This is a genomic window from Salinibacter ruber DSM 13855 (assembly GCF_000013045.1).
GTDB classification, from domain to species: Bacteria; Bacteroidota; Rhodothermia; order Rhodothermales; family Salinibacteraceae; genus Salinibacter; species Salinibacter ruber.
On the sequence record NC_007677.1, the window covers coordinates 937,703 to 956,381 of the forward strand.

At 66.5% G+C, this 18,679-nt stretch carries 19 protein-coding genes; 8 read left to right on the top strand and 11 right to left on the bottom strand.

The genetic code is table 11. The features are described from left to right. Nucleotides 1-135 precede the first annotated feature (135 nt). Both SRU_RS03850 and SRU_RS03855 read left to right on the top strand, forming a co-directional pair. Nucleotides 136-3,282, top strand: a complete 3,147-nt coding sequence (locus SRU_RS03850; RefSeq protein ID WP_164923499.1) for an efflux RND transporter permease subunit — start codon at nucleotides 136-138, stop codon at nucleotides 3,280-3,282. A 127-nt stretch (nucleotides 3,283-3,409) separates the two neighbouring features. Then, nucleotides 3,410-4,753, top strand: a complete 1,344-nt coding sequence (locus SRU_RS03855; RefSeq protein ID WP_221231675.1) for a TolC family protein — start codon at nucleotides 3,410-3,412, stop codon at nucleotides 4,751-4,753. A gap of 37 nt (nucleotides 4,754-4,790) precedes the next feature. Here the strand turns inward: SRU_RS03855 and hisG are convergent, their stop codons facing one another. Both hisG and SRU_RS03865 read right to left on the bottom strand, forming a co-directional pair. Next, nucleotides 4,791-5,642 carry an ATP phosphoribosyltransferase gene (gene hisG / locus SRU_RS03860; RefSeq protein ID WP_011403496.1) on the bottom strand — a complete coding sequence of 284 codons (852 nt, stop codon included), beginning with the start codon at nucleotides 5,640-5,642 and terminating at the stop codon, nucleotides 4,791-4,793. A 124-nt stretch (nucleotides 5,643-5,766) separates the two neighbouring features. Then, nucleotides 5,767-6,030 carry a phosphoribosyl-ATP diphosphatase gene (locus tag SRU_RS03865; protein WP_011403497.1) on the bottom strand — a complete coding sequence of 88 codons (264 nt, stop codon included), beginning with the start codon at nucleotides 6,028-6,030 and terminating at the stop codon, nucleotides 5,767-5,769. 278 nt (nucleotides 6,031-6,308) lie between these two features. Between SRU_RS03865 and SRU_RS03870 the strand changes: the two genes are divergently transcribed. After that, a complete protein-coding gene (locus SRU_RS03870; RefSeq protein ID WP_011403498.1) occupies nucleotides 6,309-6,908 on the top strand; it encodes a biotin transporter BioY in 600 nt (199 codons plus the stop codon). Nucleotides 6,909-6,957: 49 nt separating this feature from the next. On the opposite strand, the gene SRU_RS03875 is transcribed toward SRU_RS03870, so the two are convergent. Both SRU_RS03875 and SRU_RS03880 read right to left on the bottom strand, forming a co-directional pair. After that, nucleotides 6,958-7,152, bottom strand: a complete 195-nt coding sequence (locus SRU_RS03875) for a type II toxin-antitoxin system Phd/YefM family antitoxin (RefSeq protein ID WP_011403499.1) — start codon at nucleotides 7,150-7,152, stop codon at nucleotides 6,958-6,960. A 209-nt stretch (nucleotides 7,153-7,361) separates the two neighbouring features. Next, a protein-coding gene (locus tag SRU_RS03880; RefSeq protein ID WP_076611408.1) for an IS1-like element ISSru3 family transposase occupies nucleotides 7,362-8,080 on the bottom strand; the annotation gives its coding sequence in 2 pieces (ribosomal slippage) (nucleotides 7,362-7,829 and nucleotides 7,832-8,080; 717 coding nt in all). A gap of 800 nt (nucleotides 8,081-8,880) precedes the next feature. On the opposite strand from SRU_RS03880, the gene SRU_RS15455 reads away from it, so the two are divergent. Together SRU_RS15455 and SRU_RS03890 are read left to right on the top strand one after the other, a co-directional pair. Further along, on the top strand, nucleotides 8,881-9,243 hold the full coding sequence (locus SRU_RS15455) for a DsrE family protein (protein WP_237701922.1): 363 nt from the start codon (nucleotides 8,881-8,883) through the stop codon (nucleotides 9,241-9,243). Between the two features lie 121 nt (nucleotides 9,244-9,364). Then, the gene (locus tag SRU_RS03890; RefSeq protein ID WP_011403501.1) at nucleotides 9,365-9,811 is read left to right on the top strand and encodes a PEGA domain-containing protein; all 447 of its coding nucleotides are present in this window, start codon (nucleotides 9,365-9,367) and stop codon (nucleotides 9,809-9,811) included. A gap of 104 nt (nucleotides 9,812-9,915) precedes the next feature. On the opposite strand, the gene xseB is transcribed toward SRU_RS03890, so the two are convergent. Further along, nucleotides 9,916-10,119 (bottom strand): exodeoxyribonuclease VII small subunit, encoded by a 204-nt coding sequence (xseB, locus tag SRU_RS03895; RefSeq protein WP_103015747.1) that lies wholly within the window; start codon nucleotides 10,117-10,119, stop codon nucleotides 9,916-9,918. 177 nt (nucleotides 10,120-10,296) lie between these two features. On the opposite strand from xseB, the gene SRU_RS03900 reads away from it, so the two are divergent. Further along, a complete protein-coding gene (locus tag SRU_RS03900; protein ID WP_011403503.1) occupies nucleotides 10,297-11,070 on the top strand; it encodes an SDR family NAD(P)-dependent oxidoreductase in 774 nt (257 codons plus the stop codon). A gap of 9 nt (nucleotides 11,071-11,079) precedes the next feature. On the opposite strand, the gene SRU_RS03905 is transcribed toward SRU_RS03900, so the two are convergent. After that, on the bottom strand, nucleotides 11,080-12,156 hold the full coding sequence (locus tag SRU_RS03905; RefSeq protein WP_237701923.1) for a hypothetical protein: 1,077 nt from the start codon (nucleotides 12,154-12,156) through the stop codon (nucleotides 11,080-11,082). A 289-nt stretch (nucleotides 12,157-12,445) separates the two neighbouring features. After that, on the bottom strand, nucleotides 12,446-13,675 hold the full coding sequence (gene xseA / locus SRU_RS03910) for an exodeoxyribonuclease VII large subunit (protein ID WP_164923501.1): 1,230 nt from the start codon (nucleotides 13,673-13,675) through the stop codon (nucleotides 12,446-12,448). A gap of 241 nt (nucleotides 13,676-13,916) precedes the next feature. On the opposite strand from xseA, the gene SRU_RS03915 reads away from it, so the two are divergent. Together SRU_RS03915 and SRU_RS03920 are read left to right on the top strand one after the other, a co-directional pair. Next, nucleotides 13,917-14,456 carry a low molecular weight protein-tyrosine-phosphatase gene (locus tag SRU_RS03915; RefSeq protein ID WP_011403506.1) on the top strand — a complete coding sequence of 180 codons (540 nt, stop codon included), beginning with the start codon at nucleotides 13,917-13,919 and terminating at the stop codon, nucleotides 14,454-14,456. 76 nt (nucleotides 14,457-14,532) lie between these two features. Beyond that, nucleotides 14,533-15,405, top strand: coding sequence for a fructosamine kinase family protein (locus tag SRU_RS03920; RefSeq protein ID WP_112903381.1), 873 nt, complete (start codon nucleotides 14,533-14,535; stop codon nucleotides 15,403-15,405). A gap of 20 nt (nucleotides 15,406-15,425) precedes the next feature. Here the strand turns inward: SRU_RS03920 and SRU_RS03925 are convergent, their stop codons facing one another. Genes SRU_RS03925 through SRU_RS03940 form a run of 4 tightly spaced genes read right to left on the bottom strand, consistent with a single transcriptional unit; the run spans nucleotide 15,426 to nucleotide 18,622 of the window. Beyond that, on the bottom strand, nucleotides 15,426-15,737 hold the full coding sequence (locus tag SRU_RS03925) for a 2Fe-2S iron-sulfur cluster-binding protein (RefSeq protein WP_013061340.1): 312 nt from the start codon (nucleotides 15,735-15,737) through the stop codon (nucleotides 15,426-15,428). A gap of 40 nt (nucleotides 15,738-15,777) precedes the next feature. Then, complete coding sequence (locus SRU_RS03930; RefSeq protein WP_013061341.1) at nucleotides 15,778-16,002, bottom strand: hypothetical protein; 225 nt, start codon at nucleotides 16,000-16,002, stop codon at nucleotides 15,778-15,780. A 56-nt stretch (nucleotides 16,003-16,058) separates the two neighbouring features. Further along, nucleotides 16,059-17,108, bottom strand: a complete 1,050-nt coding sequence (locus SRU_RS03935; RefSeq protein WP_202795396.1) for a Brp/Blh family beta-carotene 15,15'-dioxygenase — start codon at nucleotides 17,106-17,108, stop codon at nucleotides 16,059-16,061. 38 nt (nucleotides 17,109-17,146) lie between these two features. After that, complete coding sequence (locus SRU_RS03940) at nucleotides 17,147-18,622, bottom strand: phytoene desaturase family protein (protein WP_011403510.1); 1,476 nt, start codon at nucleotides 18,620-18,622, stop codon at nucleotides 17,147-17,149. Nucleotides 18,623-18,679: the final 57 nt, after the last annotated feature.

The following is an 18,679-nucleotide window of genomic DNA, read 5'->3' on the forward strand; positions in this document are numbered from 1 at the left end:
GCCGGGGCGCTGAGTCCCCGGACCCCCACACCGCCCGCGGTGCGTGAAACGTGAAGCGTGACGCCGTTCGATCGGACCCTTCACGGATCACGCCTCAACGCCCCTACGCCCAAACGCCCAGACGCAAAAGCGAAAATGAGCCTCTACTCCCTCAGCATCCGGCGGCCCGTCCTCTCGACGGTGTTCGCGCTGCTCATCATGATCTTCGGGGCGGTGGGATTCTACTTTCTGGGCGTCCGCGAGTACCCGGCGGTCGACCCGCCCATCATCAGCGTGAGCACCCAGTACCGGGGCGCCAACGCCGACGTCATCGACTCGCAGATTACCGAGCCGCTGGAGGAGCAGATCAACGGCATCGACGGCATCCGCACCATCGAATCCGTCAGCCGCGAGGGGCAGTCCACCGTCACCGTCGAGTTCGACCTGGGGGCCGACCTCGAACGGGCCGCCAACGACGTCCGCGACCGCGTGAGCCGGGCTCAGCAACAGCTCCCGCCCGACGCCGAGCCCCCCAGCGTGTCGAAGTCCGACGCCAGTGCGCCGCCGATCGTGTTTCTGAACATCGAGTCGGAGACGCGGAGCCTGATGGAGCTGACCGAGATTGCGGACAAACGGTTCAAAGAACGCCTCCAGACGATCGAAGGGGTGAGCCGGGTCGACATCTGGGGCGAGAAGACCTATTCGATGCGTCTGGAGCTCGATCCGCAGAAGTTGGCGGCTTACGACCTGACGCCGCTCGACGTGCGCCAGGCGCTGGACCAGTCAAACGTCGAGTTGCCGTCGGGCCGCATTGAAGGGGAGACGATCGAGCTGACGGTGCGGACGAAGAGTCGCCTCGAGACCGTCGAGGACTTCAACTCGCTCCTCCTCAAGCAGAGCCCCGACGGGCAGACCGTTCGGCTGGAGGACGTGGGCAAGGCCGACATTGCGCCCCTCAACGAGCGGACGCTCCTGCAGCGCGACAACGTGCCGATGGTAGGGGTCGTGCTGCGGCCCCTCCCGGGGGCCAACTACATCGACATCGTGGACGAGTTTTACCGCCGGGTCGACGACATCAAGGCGGAGCTCCCGAGCGACCTGGAGCTCGGCATCGGCTTCGACAACACCGAGCCCATCCGCGACAGCATCAGCGAGGTGCAGCAGACGATCTTCATCGCGTTCCTCCTCGTGGTGCTGATCATCTTCCTCTTCCTCCGCGACTGGCGCTCCACGATCATTCCCCTCATCGTGGTGCCGATCGCGCTGACCGGGTCGTTCTTCGTGATGTACGCGATGGGCTTCTCGATCAACGTGCTCACGCTGCTCGCGCTCGTGCTGGCGATCGGGCTGGTGGTGGACGACGCGATCGTGGTGCTGGAGAACATCTACGCGAAAATCGAGGAGGGGAAGGACACGATGGTGGCGGGCCTGGAGGGCACGCGCGAGATCTTCTTCGCGGTCGTGGCCACCTCCGTGTCGCTGGTGATTATCTTCGCGCCCATCATCTTCATGGGCGGGCTCACCGGCCAGCTCTTTCAGGAGTTTGGGATGGTGATCGCCGGGGCGGTGGCCTTCTCCTCCTTCGTGGCGCTCACGCTCACGCCGATGCTGTCGACGCGCCTGCTCAAACAGCGGGACGAGAAGCCCTGGATCTACCGCAAGACGGAGCCGGTCTTCGAGTCCTTGACCGACGCCTACCGCCGCTCGCTGGAGGCGTTCATGGAGTACCGCTGGGCGGCGTTCGTCATCATGGCCGGGTGTATCGTCGTCATTACCACCTTCCACTTTACGCTGCCGCAGGAGCTGGCCCCGTTGGAGGACCGGAGCCTCGTGCGCATGAACGCGACGGCTCGGGAGGGGGCGACCTACGACTACATGAGCGGGTACGTCGACCGGATGTACGAGGCCCTGGACGAGACCATCCCGGCCGAGCACCAGCGGTCCACCATCTCGGTCACCTCGCCGGGCTTCGGAGCGGCCAGCTCGGTCAACTCGGCGTTCATGTTTACGCGCCTCGTGCCGCCCGGGGAGCGGGACGTCTCGCAGATGCAGTACGCCGACAGCCTGCAGGCGGCGCTCGGGGAGCTGGAGGGGGCGCGCACCTTCGTCTCCCAGGAGCCGACGATCTCGGTGGGGGGCGGGGGCGGGGGGCTGCCCGTCCAGTACGTGCTGCAGACCTCCAGCGTCGAGAACCTCCGCGAGGCACTGCCCACCTTCCTGGAGCGGGCGCGCCAGCAGGAGGAGCTGGGCGTCGTGGACGTGAACCTAAAGTTCAACAAGCCGGAGCTGCAGGTGGAGATCGACCGCGACCGGGCCAACAACATCGGCGTCTCCCCGCTCGACGTGGCGCAGACGCTGCAGCTGGCCCTCGCGGAGCAGCGGGTGGGCTACTTCGTGCGGGACGGGGAGCAGCGCCAGATTCTCGCGACGGTCGACGAGGAGGACCGCGACGCGCCGGTCGACCTGACGAGCCTGTACGTCCGGTCCGCGAGCGGAGAGCCGGTGCCGCTCGACAACCTCGTGTCGGTGAGCGAGCAGGCCACGCCGCCCCAAATTTTCCGCTTCAACCGCTACATGTCCGCCACCGTGAGCGCGCGCCCGGCGCCCGGCAACACGATCGAGGACGGCATCGGGGCGATGGACCGCGTGGCGGACGACGTGCTCGGCCCGGCGTTCTCGACCACCCTCACCGGCCAGTCGCGCGACTTCCAGGAGACGTCGAACCAGCTGCTCTACGTCTTCGGGCTGGCGCTCGTCCTGATCTACCTGGTCCTCGCGGCCCAGTTCGAGAGCTTCCGCGACCCGCTCGTCATCCTCTTCACCGTGCCGCTGGCCCTGGCGGGGGCAATGCTGTTCCTCTGGTACTTCAACCAGACGATCAACATCTTCAGTCAGATCGGCATGGTGATGCTGATCGGGCTGGTGGCGAAGAATGGCATTCTCATCGTCGAGTTTGCGAACCAGCGCAAGGCCGCGGGCCTGTCAATCCGGGAGGCCATCGAGGAGGCGGCGGCGGTGCGCTTCCGGCCCATCCTCATGACCGCCCTCTCCACGATCCTCGGCGTGCTGCCCATTGCGCTGGCGCTGGGGGCAGGGGCGCAGAGCCGTGTCCCGATGGGGGTGGCCGTCATTGGCGGGCTCCTCGTGGGCACCGTTCTCTCGCTCTACGTGATTCCCGCCACGTACACCTACCTCACGAGTGAGGACGCCGGGCCCGCACTGGTGGGCGACGGCGGGGCCGGTGGGGATGGGCTGCCGGAGGAGGGAATGGCCCCCCAACAACAGGGAGCGCCCTCCGGGTAGAAGCGCCGCTGCCGGTATTGCGTATCGCGTGTTTCGTACTGCCCATCTGATACGCGAAACGTGATACGTGAGGCGGCTTCCGACTTGTGGATCGCGCATCACGAATCACCTCTCCCGCGTCCTGTACATGATTCCAATTCTTCGTCTCGTCCCGGTCCTTCTCGTCGGGGCCATGCTCGCGCCGTCGCTCGTCCAGGCCCAGCAGCCGGCTCCCCGAGACACCCTCCGCCTCGACGCCGCCGTCCAGCGGGCGCTCGACGACAATCGGCAGGCCCGCATCGCGCGCCGCGAGACGGACATCGCCGAGAACGACGTCTCGCTCGGGAACGCCGGCTTTCTCCCCACCCTCTCGGGACAGGCCAACTACTCGCAGACCCGCTCCAACTCGGAGCAGGTCTTCCTGTCCGGTGAGACGCAAAGCACGGACGGGGCGACGTCGACCCAGTCCGGGGCCGGGGCGGACCTCCGGTGGACCGTGTTCGACGGCCTGCGGCCCTTCGCGACCTACGACCGCCTCGGGGCGGAGCGCGACCGGCAGGCGGCCGCGACCGACGAGCAGGTCGAAACCCTGGTGGCCGACGTGATTGAGGGCTACTACGACGTGGCGCGGCAGCAGCAACAGCTCGAGGTGCTGCAGGAGGCGGTGGCCATCTCCCGCGAGCGGCTGCGCATCGCAGAGCTCCGGCGGGAGCTTGGGTCGGCCTCCGACCTGGAGGTGCGGCAGGTGCGCGTGGACCTGAACGCCGACTCGACGGAGGCCCTGCGGCAGGCGGCGGCCCTCACCAACGCGAAGAACCAGCTCAACCGGCTGCTGGCCCGCCCCGAAGACGCTTCCACCCGGTACGCGGTCGCCTCCGCGATTGAGGTGGACACGAGCCTGCAGTACGCGTCCACTCAGCAGACGGCCCTGCAGGAGAGCCCCGCCCTGACGCAGGCCCGCGAGGCCCTGCGGGTGGCCCAGGCCGAGCAGCGGGAGCTGCGGGCCGACTTCTTCCCCACGGTCGACTTGACGGCGGGCCTCAACTACTCGCAGCTCAACGCGGAAAGCGGCTTTGTGCAGGAAAACACGAGCACGGAGGTGACCTACGGGGTGTCGCTCACGCTCGACCTCTTCGATGGACTCAACCGGTGGCGTCGCACCCAGAACGCGGACATCCGAACGACCAACGCGCGCCTCGCGGTGGAGGACGTCCGGGCCCGGCTCGTGACCGAGCTCACGAACGCCTACGAGCGGTACCGAAACCGCCTCCGCCTCGTGGACCTCGGGCGGCAGACCCTAAAAGCCGTGCGGGCGAACGTGGACGTGGCCCTGGAGCAGTTTGAGCAGGGCACCATCACGAGCGTCGAGCTCCGTGAGGTGCAAGAGCAGTTCGTTCAGGCCGAGAGCCGCCTCCTCACGGTGCAGTTCGAGGCGAAGCAGGCGGAGGTCGAGCTGCTGCGCCTCAGCGGCCAGCTGCTCGACCGATACTAAAAGCGTACCGGAGTCCCAAACGGGGGAAGGCCCGAGGCTACATCCGGCAGGTGCGGATGTCGGTGACGATGATGCCGCGGGCGTCCAGCTCGGTGAGGTCGTCCATGACTGCGTTGACGGACTCCCGCTCAATCATAGCCTTCACGGCCACCCATCCGTCCTTGTTGAGGGGCGACACGGTGGGGGACTCGATGCCGGGGGTGATCTTGCGGGCCTCGGGAAGGTGTTCCTCTGGCAGGTCGTACTCCACGACCACGTACTCGCGGGCCACGATGATGCCCTTCACCCGCTCCGCGAAGTGCTGGGCGGCATCCTTCTCCATCGTGTGTCCGTTTTGGGCCACCAGCACCGCTTCGGTATTCAGGATGGGGGCGCCGATTGTCGCGAGCCCGGCCTCGTCGATGGTGCGGCCGGTCTGGACCACGTCGGCGATGACGTCGGCCACGCCAAGCTGGATCGAGATCTCGACGGCCCCGTCCAGCGAAATCACACGCGCGTCTACGCCCCGCTGCTCCAGGTCGCGGCGCACGAGCGTATCGTAGGACGTGGCGATGCGCGTATCGGCGGTAAAGGCGTCGGGCGTCAGGTCACTGGACTTGGGCGCGGCGTAGCAGAAGCGGGCCGCCCCGAAGCCGAGATCCAGCACATGGGTCACGTCGGCCCCGCTGTCGTAGGTAAGGTCGAGGCCCGTCACGCCCAGGTCGATGATGCCCTTGCTCACGTACGTCGCGATGTCGCGGGGGCGCAGAAAGACGAACTCGACGCCGTAATCGGGGTCGCGCACGGACAGCTCACGGCCGCGGCGGCGGCAGTTGTAACCGGCCTCGTCGGCCAGGGTCACGGCGCCGTCTGCGAGGGCGCCTTTGTTGGGGAGAGCGATTTGTAGCATGAGGGGGGTCGCTTGGTGGATGAAGATGGTTTGTCGCCCGGGCCTGCGCGGTGGGGACGTAGGGGGGAACCGGGTACCGGCGTTCAGGGGCCGGCATGTCCGTCGCCCCCACGCGCCCGCCGCCTCACAAGTGCTCGTAGACGTCTTCGAGGTCGAGGTCGCACGCGATCATGAGAACCTGCAGGTGGTAGAGAAGCTGAGAAATCTCTTCGGCGGTGCGGTCCGGGCCCTCGTGCTCGGCGGCCATCCACACCTCTCCGGCCTCCTCGATCACCTTCTTGCCAATGGCGTGGCGCCCCTCCTGTACGGCCTGGACGGTTCCGGAGTCCGGGTCCTGCCGGTCGACCTTGTCGGCAAGTTCGGCGAACAGTTCTTCGAAGCGTTTCATGGCACGGGAAGGTCGGGGAAGAGAGTCAACGATAGAATACGGGACGGGCCCGCTCTCGAAAACGACCCGACGGACGATTGGCGAAGAATTCAGGGCTGCCTGCCCCTCGGACCGTCGACGAAGTCTCCAGAATCCGAGTCGTGGAACGGCCGGCGGCGTGTGGGGACCGTAAAAATTCGGGAAGGGGCGTTCGGCGGACTTGCAGGTTGGCGGTCTGCTTTAGTATGTTCTGAATCCAGTGTACAGTCTCATACTAACAGATCGACACACCCACGCCCATGTCCAATTTGCTCTCGCTCCGGTCGTCGCACACGGCCCTCGTCGATGCGCTCCGTGAGGAACGGGCGTCCGCGCTGCTCCAGGCGGTTGGCGTGGTTGGCTTTGCCCTGCTGACGGCCATTGCGGCGCAGGTGAGTTTCCGGGTGTACCTGTGGGAGGTCCCCATTACCCTGCAGACGGCGGCCGTTTACGCCAGTGGGTTGTACCTCGGCTGGCGCAATGGACTGCTCGCGCAGGCGCTGTACCTGGGGCTCGGCCTCTTCCTGCCGGTGTTTGTAGGAGACGGGTACGGCACGAGCTACCTCTTCGGCGTGGTCTCGTCCGGCTACCTGCTTTCCTATCCGCTCGCGGCGGCGGTCATCGGGGCCCTCTCGAAGCGGTGGAACGCGTTTTCCGGGAGCACGCTCGCCTCGATGGTCGGGGCCGGGATTGTCTTCGTGTGCGGCGTCGTGTGGCTGCACTACGCGGCCGGGCACGGCACCTGGATGGAGTCGATCGACAAGGGCTTCCTCCGCTTCGCGGTGATCGACCTGGTGAAGGTGCTCGGCGTCGGTCTTCTCTACAGTGGGACGCGGTACCTGGCCCGCGACGATGCGTAGCGGCCGGGGGCGTGGGGACGGCGGGTGTGGTGGGGGGCACCCGTCCTCCCTACAGATCGTTGAGGTCGACCTCCTCCTTGATGGCCTTGTAGGCCTCCCATGAGATGAGCACGGCGTGCGGTTCATTGTTCTTCTGAATAAGTACGCCGTTGTTCGTCGATTGGACCTGCTCGATGAGATCGGAGGTCTCCGACCGGAGTTCGGTGATGGTTGCGACGGCGTCTACGCCTTCGGTATTGTACATTGGTGGGTGTAAGAGACTCGTGCAGAAGGTGACGATTCATTGGGCGGACGCATAATCACGAGCGACCGTGATTTCTGTCCTTGGAGTTCGTGAAGTCTATCCCGCTATTTCCAAAGAAACTACTTCATTCTTTTGGGAAAGATCCCGAGCCAAGGACGGCAAAAAATAAGGTGGGCGAGAGGAATACAAAAAGTGGTAGCGGATAGATGTTAAGTGATGGCTTCGTTGTACCACTCCACGAACAGTTTCGTCGTCAGATGGAGCATCCGTTCTGACTCGGAGGCCGCTCGCGTCCGGCGGACATACCGGGCCAGCTTCTGGCGCAGTCGCCCGAAGAATCTTTCCACGTGGGCCATCTCACCACTGGACTTTCCGACCTGCCGGTGGCTGGGGTCGCCCGCAAACACTGGGCGATAGGACTTCCAGAAGTCGCTGAAGCTTCTGCCCTGACGGTATTCCTCCGGAATCCGGCTCCAGAGCCGAGCACAGGTTCTGGCCGAACGGTCTCCGATCACAAATGCCACGACCTGCCGGGTTCTCCGGCACAGAGCAACCCACAGCCACCGTTTATTCGCCCGCTCTCGGACATACGTCCAGCATTCATCGAGTTCAAGGACATCGCCTTCCTCAGCAGGCCGGAGCCCTTCGGCTACTGAATCGGATTCTCGTCCCTTTTTTTGAGCCACCGGGTCAATGTATTGCGGCTGATGCCGAATATCCGGCTGATTGCCCGCTTTGACCCGCGCTCGCGGTAAGCACGGAGGATTTTCTCTTTCTCCTCCTCGGAGTAGCCTCGCGGCTCTGGATCGAGAACCTTGTGCGCTCCACAGTCCTTGCAGTGATACTGCTGAGAGCCGCTAGCGCTGTGTCCGTTTTTGACGATGTTCGAGGAGCCACACTCTCTACACTCGTAAGTCTCTTTGATCATCGGATAGACCAGGCTGGTGGGCCAGACGCGACGCAGTTCAAACAGAAAGACTCACTACTTGTTGAGCCGCTACCCAAAAAGTATACTGGGGACCACGAACGTGCTGGGTAGTTTGCGGCGGGATGTGTCGCACATGACCTCCGTCATCCACGTCTGCGTCGTCGGTCCCTCTTGCCACGTGTGGCGCCCTCATGCGGGCGGCGAGGAGCTGGAGTGCCTCGGCGTGGCAAATCGCGTTTCGGTTGTGGGCGCGTGTTGATTCATCCTCTGGGTAGACACGAAGAAATACGTTTGTTCGAGCGTCATTCTGAGCGACCGACGATCGAAGGGAGGCGGGAGTCGAAGGGGCCCGCAGGGTCATCCTCTGGGAATCGCTCTGGCTCAGCGAGGATGCTGATTTCGGGACGCATCGGCAAGGGTCTCTTGCGTGTCTACTGAGGACATCGGTCGCTTCCCGAGAGACGGCGTCGTGCACGGAGCGCTTCTCCGTCTTCGAGACCCGCAGGCATGGACGGCGCTCGGCCGGTATGAAGGGTACGAGCTGAGCAATGAGAACCGGCTCCATTTCGTGCGACGGCGGGTGTCTCTCGCTGCGCCTGTCGACCGGACGGCGTGAGGGGACTGGTCCAATGACGCCCCGGCGGGTCGTCCCGGAGTGCCCTTTGGCGGCTGGTCGTGTATGCTCAGAGCGGCGACGGGACGTGAAGAGGTGTGGGAGGGTGTGGCACCCGGGTTGTGACTGTCGACCTGGGTCCCGACCTTGCGTCGTTCCGTATCCCACAAACAAAACCTTCCGTCCCATGCACGTCCTTACCACGATCGGACCGGATAACAGCACGAAGGCCGTCTTGCCGTTCATTGCGGGCAAGGGGGCCCTTAGCCGCGGAGGGAGCGTGGCGCTTTTTGCGATGCAGGAGGCCACCTACCTCGGCGCCCCCAGCCACGTCGACCTCACAGAGCTCAAGGCGCCGGGCCTGCCGACCGTACAGGCCGTTCTCGAAACGCTCCGTGCGGAGGACGCCCTCGACGAATTTGTGGTCTGCAAGCCCTGTGCCGAGGCCCGGGGCATTCAGGCAGCGGACCTTGCGCCGTGGGCCACGTTCGGTGGGGCCGACGACCTGGCGCGGCAGGCGGCCGGGCACGACACGACGATGACGTTCTGAGTAGGGGCCGGGCGGCGCGGCCGACCGCTGGGGCGCTCGGCAAATACCCGGCCGCCCCGAAGCGGGCATGGTATTTGTCTGGTAATGTCGGAGAACCCTTCTCCGAAGAAACCGCCTCCTCATGCCCCAGTCGATCCCGCCTGCTCCCAGTGCCCTGCGGAGCCTTCTCGTGCTCGTTGCATCCGTGGGGATGGTGGGATGTGCCACCCTCATTCACGGGTCCTCGCAGGAGATTGTGGTGGAGTCCACTCCCTCCGAGGCGCAGGTCGAGGTGAACGGCCGTCCCGTGGGGGAGACGCCCACGACGACGGTTCTGAAACGGAACCGCGAGTACTCCATCAGCATCTACCAGGAGGGGTATGAGCCCCACCACACCACCCTTCGTCCGGGGCGCAGCCTCTGGGCCACGGTCAATCTGCTGAACTTTTTCGTCCCGGGCCTGCTCGTGGACGCCTCCACCGGGGCGTTGTATTCCCTCGACCCCGGCACCGTGGCCCCCGAACTGCAACCCGTAGACTCAACCGCGGTCGACCCGCCCCCGTCCGACGAGGAGGGCGGGGCGCCGTAGCGCCGGAACCGGGGCGCCCCTACGGTGAGAACACGGGCGGCGACGGTGTGCCCGGCCCGACGCTCGTGCCCGGGTGCCTCCGGAACGGAACGGCACCTGCAGGGCTAGTCGATCGATAGCTCACTCACGCGCTGCTCGGCCTCCTCCAGCCGGTCGAGGCATTCGTTGGCCAGGGCCACGCCTTCCTCGTAGGCGTCGAGGGCCTCATCCAGCGAAGGGGGATCGTCTTCGAGGGTGTCGACGATGTCTTCGAGGCGCTCCAGGGTGTCTTCAAACGTGCGGTCGGCGGCGTCGGATGCGTCGGGCATGGGGGGCTGAAAGGAGGCAGTCGGGCGAACGAGGAGACGAAAGGGTTCGAAAAAACCCTTGTTCAAATGCGTTGAAAGCCGGGTCGGTTCGGGAAGAAGGGATGGACGGGGACCGTGGCGGTGTCTATCCTGTGCGGTGGATACAGCTCGTTTCCCTCACCACGCTCCCTTCCCGCCATGGACCTCGGACTTCAGGATCGGACCGCTATCGTCACCGGCGCGAGCCGCGGCATCGGCAAGTACATTGCACAGGCCCTCGCCCGCGAGGGGTGTGACGTGGCCATCTGTGCACGCACCGCCTCGGACCTCGACGAAGCCGCGGCGGAGGTGCGGGAGGAGGGGGCGGAGGTGCTCGCCCTCCCCATGGACGTGACGGAGGCGGGAGAGCCGGAGCGCCTCGTCGAGGAGACCTACGACCGATTTGGGCGCATCGACACCTATGTCGGCAATGTGGGCGGCAACCGACGGGGGAGCTTCGAAGAGCTGTCCGACGAAGACTGGGAGGACCTGATGGACCTGAACTTCATGTCGCACGTCCGCGTGAGCCGGGCGGCCGTCCCGCACATGCGGGAGGTGGAGGGCGCCTCCATCTGCTACATCTCGTCCATCTTTGGGCGGGAGCTCGGCGGCGCGGGGCTGTCTCTCTACAACACCACCAAATCGGCCCTCATCAGTGTAAGCAAGGTAATGGCCCAGGACCTTGCCCCCGAGATCCGCGTCAACAGCGTGGCGCCGGGCTCCATCCGATTTCCGGGCGGCAGCTGGGACCGGCGCGTGAAGGAGAACCCGGAAGAGATGGAGCAGTTCGTCGAGGAAAACATTGCGATCGAGCGCTTCGGGCGGGCCACAGAAGTGGCCGACGCCGTCACGTTTCTCTGCTCCGAGCGGGCCAGCCTCATCACCGGGGCCTGCATCAACGTGGACGGCGGCCAGAGCCAGTCGCTGATCTAGGCGCGGCGGCTACTCGAAGCGGGTGAAGGTGGCCCGGACGCGGCGGGTCTGCGGCTCGGAGGGGCGCCACTGCACGAGAATGGGGCTCTGGTAGCGGCCCTGTTCAATCGTCCCTTCGCCGTTGGCCTCGTCCTCGGTCACGAGCAGGCTGACCGACCGCTTCATCCGCAGGAACCGCTCGGCCGGCACCGCGAGGCACTTGTCGATGATGCGCTCGATCAAGGACTCGCTTAGTCCCAGGGTATCGACGACCTTGTTGACGAGCCGGACGAGGTCGTACTTCGCGTAGTTCTTGGCCTTGTCGGGAATGGCACCGGGGTCGCGGAGCATGTTGCGGCCCTTCCGCGCCATGAACTGCAGCGGGTCCTGAAGAACCTCCACCAGGTCGTGCTTCATCAGGAGGGTCTCGTACTCGTTGACCGTGAGGCCCACGTGCTTCTCCTCGGGGACGAGTTCGAGGTGCACACGGCCCGTGGTGATCCCGCGTGCGGCCAGCCGCTCGTGCAGCGTCTTGAAGATGCCGAGCCGCGGGTCCCGCAGGCTCACCGAGTCGATGGAGTGGTCGGAGACCGGCACCTCGAGTTCTGTCTGGTCGACGATCCGTTCGTTGTCGTACCCGATGACGGTCGTACGGCGCTCGCGGCGGTCCTGGTTGTCCTTGTTGATTCCGTCAAGGTCAATGAAAAAGACCGGCCGGGCCGGGGTGCTGGGGTACGTGACGCAGTTTTCGAGCCCCGAGCCGATGAATGTGAGGTGGGAGTCGGCGTTGCGGGGCTCAGTGCGGCGCTGCTTGGGACTCAGCTCTTTCCGAAGGTGGAGCTGGTCGTGCTGGTAGTCCGCCCCGTAGGGAAAGAGCTCCCGAAAGGGATCCAGAAACTCGTGGACCTGGTCCTGGCACTGGTCGAGCCGGTTGCAGATGGTTTCCTCCAGGTAGCCGGCCGTCGTGTGGTACGAACAGTAAAGGGCCTGTTCGTGGTTGCGCAAGAACCCTTCGGCTTCCTGCTCCACGTGTTGATTTACGTCGATGACGTCCACGCGCTGCTCCGGCTGAAACTGAATCGTAAGTTGGGTCGGGTCCGAAGCCATAGATCGCGGGACGTTGACAGTCGGGCCGGCCGTGGGGCAGAGAGGCGAAAAGGCGGTGGGCATGCCGGGCCGTCATGGGAAAAGGGGATAACGGCACCTGGCAAAGAACGGTCGGATGTACAGCCTACAAACAGGGCGGTTCCTGGTCAAGGCCTTGCGCTCCCTGCCCGTGTGCACCTTGCGCAGGAGGGGGGCGAGGCGCCGACTTTACGATGCCGTGACATCTTCGGCAGGGGAAATGGGCATAGGGGACAACCGGCTGGGCGCTTGGAGAGGGGGACCGCCACGGTCATCCATCGTCCGGAAGCACCTCGGCGTCGCGGCGCCCGTCCTGGAAATGGAGCCGCACCCGGTCGCCGTCCTGAAGCGACTCGGCGGATTGGACGGACGTGCCGTCTTGAGTAAGGTGCACGTAGCCCCGGCGCAGGGGCTGCTCGGGGTCGAGGGCGTGCAGGCGGTCGCGGAGATGTGCAAGGCGCGTGCGGGCCCGGTCGACGGCCCGGGCGCCGCCCCGCCCCAGTCGGTCCACGAGGGCGTCGAGGTGCTGTCGGTGCTGCTCCAGGCGACGGGCCGGGGCGTGGAAGGCCCGCGACGCCACGAGCGCGTCGACGCGCTGGCGGGCATCCTGGAGGCGGCCCGTGACCCGGGAGCGGAGGCGGTCGTGCAGGGCGCGCACGCGGTCGGCCACATCTCGTCGGTCCGGCACCACGCGTTCGGCCGCCGCGGACGGCGTGGCGGCCCGCTCGTCGGCCACGAGGTCGGCAATCGTCACGTCCGACTCGTGCCCGACGGCACTCACGACCGGCAGATTGGACGCGTCGAGCGCCCGCGCCACCACCTCCTCGTTAAACGCCCACAGGTCCTCGGTGGAGCCGCCGCCCCGGCCTACGATCAACAGGTCGGGCCGCTGGGCATCGTCGGCGGGCAGGTCGTTGAAGGCCGCCACCGCGTCGGCGACGGCCCGGGGGGCGTCGAGGCCCTGTACCTTCACCGGACACAGCACCACCTCGGCCGGCGGAAACCGGCGCGCCAGGCCCGACTGGATGTCGTGGATCGCCGCCCCCTGGCCCGACGTGACGACGCCAATGGTGTCGGGAAACGCGGGCAGCGCCTGCTTGCGCTCGGGGGCGAAGAGCCCTTCCGCCTGCAGCGTCTGCTTGAGCTCCTCGAACGCCTTCTGCTGGGCCCCCTTGCCCGCCTGCCGCATCGCCTGCGCCTGAATCTGCAGGTCGCCCCGCCGCTCGTAGACGGAGGCGTGGCCGTTCACGCGGACCTGCATGCCCTCCTCGGGCTCGAAGTAGACGTACTGCGTGAGGTGCTTCCACATCACACAGCGGATCTGCGCGTCCTCGTCCTTGAGGCTAAAGTAGCAGTGGCCGGACGCGGCCCGCGTAAAGTCGGACAGCTCCCCCTCCACCCACACGTCGTCGTAACGGTCCTCGACCAGGTCGCTCAGCCCCCGGGTCAGTTCGGCGACGCTGAGCACGGGGTCGTCGGCAGTGTTGTTCGTGGGGGGCATCTGCTACAGGAGCGGCTGCGGGAAAGTGACGCATATCGTAGAGGCCGGAACGCGACGGCCCATGGACGAATGGGGGACGGGGCGGAGAGATTCCGTCCGGTCGCCCGGCTTCAGGAAATGTTACGTGAGAGGTTTTTGAACGCCGGACCCTGCAGGGGCCCACCCCCGGCACACCGTGTGCGCCGCTCCGTACGGCATACTGATTTCGACCGCTCACTCTTCGATACATTGTGCAGGCGTCATGTCCGATCCCATCCGCATCCAGTTCGTGTGCCTCGGCAACATCTGCCGGAGCCCCCTCGCGAAAGCGGTCTTCCGCGACAAGGCAACGCAGGCCGGCCTGGCGGAGCACTTCGAGATCTCATCCTCGGGCACCGGCAGCTGGCACGTCGGCGATACGGCGGACGACCGGATGCGCCGGACCGCCCAGCGCAATGACCTCTCGCTGGAGGAGCACCGTGCGTCGCAGTTCGAGGCCGAAGACCTGGAGCGGTTCGACCACATCTTCGTGATGGACAAGAGTAACCTGAACGACGTCCTCCACCTCGACGAGGACGACCAGTACGGCGGCAAGGTGCGGCTCTTCCGCGAGTTCGATCCGGAGCCGGACGACTACCAGGTCCCGGATCCCTACCAGGGCGGGCGCAAGGGGTTCGAACGGGTCTACGAGATCGTCGAGCGGACCGCGGACATGCTCCTCCATCGCCTCGCCGACGAGTACGACCTGATCGACGTCGAGGACGAGCAGGAGGGAGCCGAAGAGCAGGAGCACGGCCACTGATCCGGCCCCATCCCGAGTGGGCGGCGACGCCCGTCGTGCTCTTTTCGTGCCCGCGCCCAGTCCCACACTCCATCGTATGTTGCCGGATGCGCTCCGTGACACCCTGGAGGAGCGGCTCGACGCAACGATCGAGTCGGTGGCGTCCGTCCGGGGCGGATGCATTGCAAACGCGTGCCGCCTCGAAACCGACGCCGCGCCGTTTTTTCTGAAGCACGGCCCCGACGAGGTGGCGCGCACCTTTCCCGGCGAGGCGGCGGGCCTGGAGGCCCTCGGCGCAGCCGACAGCCCCCTCGTGGTGCCGTCGGTCCACGACACCGCGCCCGCCACCGATGACCGCCCGGGGTTTCTCGTCATGGAGTGGGTCAACCCGGGGCGCGAGGGCCGGCGCTTCTGGGACCGGTTCGGGGAAGGGCTTGCGGCCCTGCACCGCCACACCGCCGACGCGTACGGGTTTGGCCAGGACAACTTCATCGGCCGACTGCCGCAGTCGAACGCGTGGACCGACGACTGGCCGACGTTCTTTCGGGAGCAGCGGCTGGCGCCGCAGGTGGACATGGCGCGGGAGCGCGGCCGGTGGCGCGACGGCTGGGGGACGGCGCTCACCACCCTCTACCGGCGCCTGCCGGACATCCTCCCCAGGTCGCCCGAGCCGTCCGTCCTGCACGGCGACCTCTGGAAGGGCAACTACCTGGTGACCGCCGTCGGCGACCCGGCGCTCGTCGACCCCGCTACGTACTACGGCCATCGCGAGGCAGACCTGGCCATGACTGAGCTCTTTGGCGGCTACGACGACCGCTTCTACGACGCCTACCGGTCGGCGTGGGGGCTGGCGCCGGAATACGGGACGCGCCGCGACGTCTACAACCTCTACCACCTCATCAACCACCTCAATCTCTTCGGGGGCGGCTACGCCGCGCAGGTGGAGGACACCCTTCGTCCCTTCAAGTAATTGAGGCAATTGACGGGACGCTACAGGCGGACGGTCATGTCGTGATCGACCGTCACGAGGCAGGAGAGGCGCCCCACGCCCATGCCGCTGAGCGTGCTGTCGAGGGCCTGCGTGGGGGGAGGGGCGCCCTCCACGATCTCGACTACGCACAGGCCGCAGTGGCCCCGCCCCCCGCAGTTGGCGATGTCCGTAACGGCATTGTGGGGCGAGTGCCCGTGGCGGCGCAGGGCCTGTCGCAGCGTGATGCCCGGCTCGACCTCGATCTTGTGTTGGTCGGCCTCGGTTTGGACCGTAATTGTGTGCGTGTCGGTCGTGGGAGCGGTCGTGCTCATGACAGTGGGGCGGGTAGACCGGAACAGTGAAGGGGGGGCGTTAGGCCGCCGTCTCGTTGGGCGGGTCCGCCAGCTGGTACTGGACGCGACGATACAGCAGGGTAGCGGCGGTTCCCCACAGGGCCACGCCGAGGGGCGCGGCGCCCCACCACGAAAGGCCGGTGAGAATGTGCACGGCGTCGGCGAGGCCCGCGGCCACAAACACGAGGGCCACGGCGAAAATGATGGAGTCGCGGACGATGACCTGGTCGGCATCCATGGACATAGGCGTACGGGAGGTTGAGTGGGCAGTCGATTCGGAAAGCACACAACGGGGTGGGGCTACGGCACGTACCAGATGCCCCGCGCCGGGTCCAGCCACTCGCCCACGACGATGTGGGGCAGCGCCAGAAGACAGACGAAAATGGTGTAGAAGGCCACCGCCCCGCCGAGCAGTCCGGCGCCGCCCAGCGGATTCGGGACGAGCACGTAGAAGCCGGCCATGAGCCCGAACGTGACGAGCGCCCCCAGGACCATCGCCGCCCAGGTGAGGGGAAGCGACAACCGGTCCGGCGCCGGGGCGTCGGACGCGACGGCCGTGGTGCGGGCGGTCTGGCGCAGGGTGTACCAGAGCGGGAAGTAGAGGCCCACCGCCAGCATCATGGGGACGAACGTGAAGTAGACGACCAGGAGCGTGGTCTCGGCCGCATCCGTGAGCCACGCCCTCGACAGCCCCCCGGCGTACAGCCCCCCACCGAGGTGGGCCACGAGGGCGAGGCCGTAGACCGTACCCACCGCCACCTGAACGTCCGCGAGGCGCGTGGCCAGCGGCAGGGGGCCTGCCGCGCCGAAGATGTGCACCATGTAGGTGGAGAACGTCACGTAGACGCCGGGCCAGGCCAGCAGTGGCACCAGCATGACGGCACCGCCCCGCACGAAGGCCGCCAGGCCGCGCTGCCACGACGACTGCAGGTGCTCGGTCCCGCACAGGGCGTCCATCACCTTCAGCCCGCCGTGCCCACCCTTGATGACCGCCGTGGAGAAGGCTAGGCCGAGCGCCACGACGGGCGCCACGAAGAAGAAGCCCACGAAGCCGACGAGGAAGGCGAGGTACAACACGATGTACCGCAGACTGAAGGAGACGCGGCGGTGGCGCAGGTTCGCAAAGTGTTCGTAGCCGCCGTGGGGCAGGTTGAGGGCCACCATTCCGATGAGGTACCCCACCATCTGCGCCTCCATCGAGAGCGACACGTCGAGCAGCGCGGCAAGGATCCCCCCGACCGCCAGGGCCCCGAGGGTGATGCGCGAGCCCCAGACGGCGAGGGCCGTGGGGGACTGCGCCGGGGCCTGGCGTAGGGGAGCAGAGACCGACGAAGTAGTGGACATCGCCATGGGATCGAAAAAGTCACTTGACAGAATGGGTGAGACATCTACGCGGGGGTGTCGGCGGCGATGGCCTGGGCGGTCTGCTTGCCGCTAATCAGGCACATCGGCAGTCCGACGCCTGGCTGCGTGTCCGCGCCGGTGTAGTAGAGCCCCGGGGCCGTGTCGGCCCGGTGGGCGGGGCGCAGCGGGCCGGTTTGCCACAGCGTGTGGGCGAGGCCGAGGGCGTTGCCCTTCGGCTGCCCGAAGTGGTTCGCGAAGTCCGAGACGCAGGCCTCGTGCTCCACCGTGATGCGGCCCCGAAGGTCGACTGCGTGCTCGGCCAGATCCTCCAGCACCCGCTCGCGCATCCAGGCGCGACGGGCCGGCCCGTCGTTGAGCCCCGGTGCAATGGGCACCAGAATAAACACCGAGTGGTGCCCATCGGGGGCGTAGGAGCGGTCGGTCTTGGAGGGAACGTGAATGTAGTAGGCCGGATCGGTGGGCCACCCGGGTTCGTCAAAAATCGTCTCGAAGTGTGCGTCCCAGTCCACGGGAAGCACGAGGGAGTGGTCGCGGAGCGGATCCACGTCGCCCTCCACGCCCAGGTAGAGCAGGTAGGCGGACGGGCCGTAGGTCTGCCCGTCCCAGTGCGCGTCGTCGTGGTCCCGCTGGTCGGGCGGAAGGAGCGTCCGCTCCACATGGGCCGGGCTGGCATTGGCCACGACACAATCGGACGCCTGCGTGTCGCCGTTCGTGCGCACCCGCATGCCGTCTCCGTTCGGCTGGATTCTGGAAACGGGGGTGTTGCGCTCAAGGGTGACCCCGAGGCGATCGGCCAGGTCCACGAGGGCGTCGACGAGCACCTGCATGCCGCCCACCGGGTGAAAGACGCCCTGGTTGAAGTCGACGTGGCTCATCAGCGTGTACAGGGCGGGGGTGTTGTAGGGCGAGCCCCCGAGGAAGACCAGTTTGTACTCCAGAAGCTGGCGCAGCTTCGGGTGCTCCACGTATCCCCCCACGTGGCGGTCCATCGACCGAAGCAAGGGCAGGGCCCATGCCGCGCGCAACAGGTCGCCGTCGAGCCAATCCCGGAGCCGAGCCCGCCGGGGATAGACAAACCGATCCATTGCGAGCTCGTAGACGGCCTCGGCGTGGTCGAGGTACTCATGAAACGCGTCGGCCGCCCCATCCTCGTAGGCTTCAAGCTTCGGCGCGAGGGCGTCCGGGTCGGCCGGCACGTCGAGCCGGTCGCCATCCTTCCAGAAAACGCGGTAGCTCGGGTCGAGGCGCTCCAGCTCGTATGCCGCGTCGACAGACGTCCCGAACGACTCGAAGAAGCGTTCGAACACCTCCGGCATCAGGTACCAGGAGGGCCCCGAGTCGAAGCGAAACCCATCGGACTTGAACGAGCCGGCCACCCCCCCGAGGTCGTCGTGTTGTTCGAACAGGGTGACGTCGGCCCCGGCGTCGGCGAGGTGACACGCCGCCGAGAGTCCGCCGATGCCGCCGCCCACGATGGATACAGAGTCCGGAACCGTCATGAATGCCGTGGCACTGGGTGCGTCAACGTAGCACTACCTCTATTCGTGCGCGGAGAA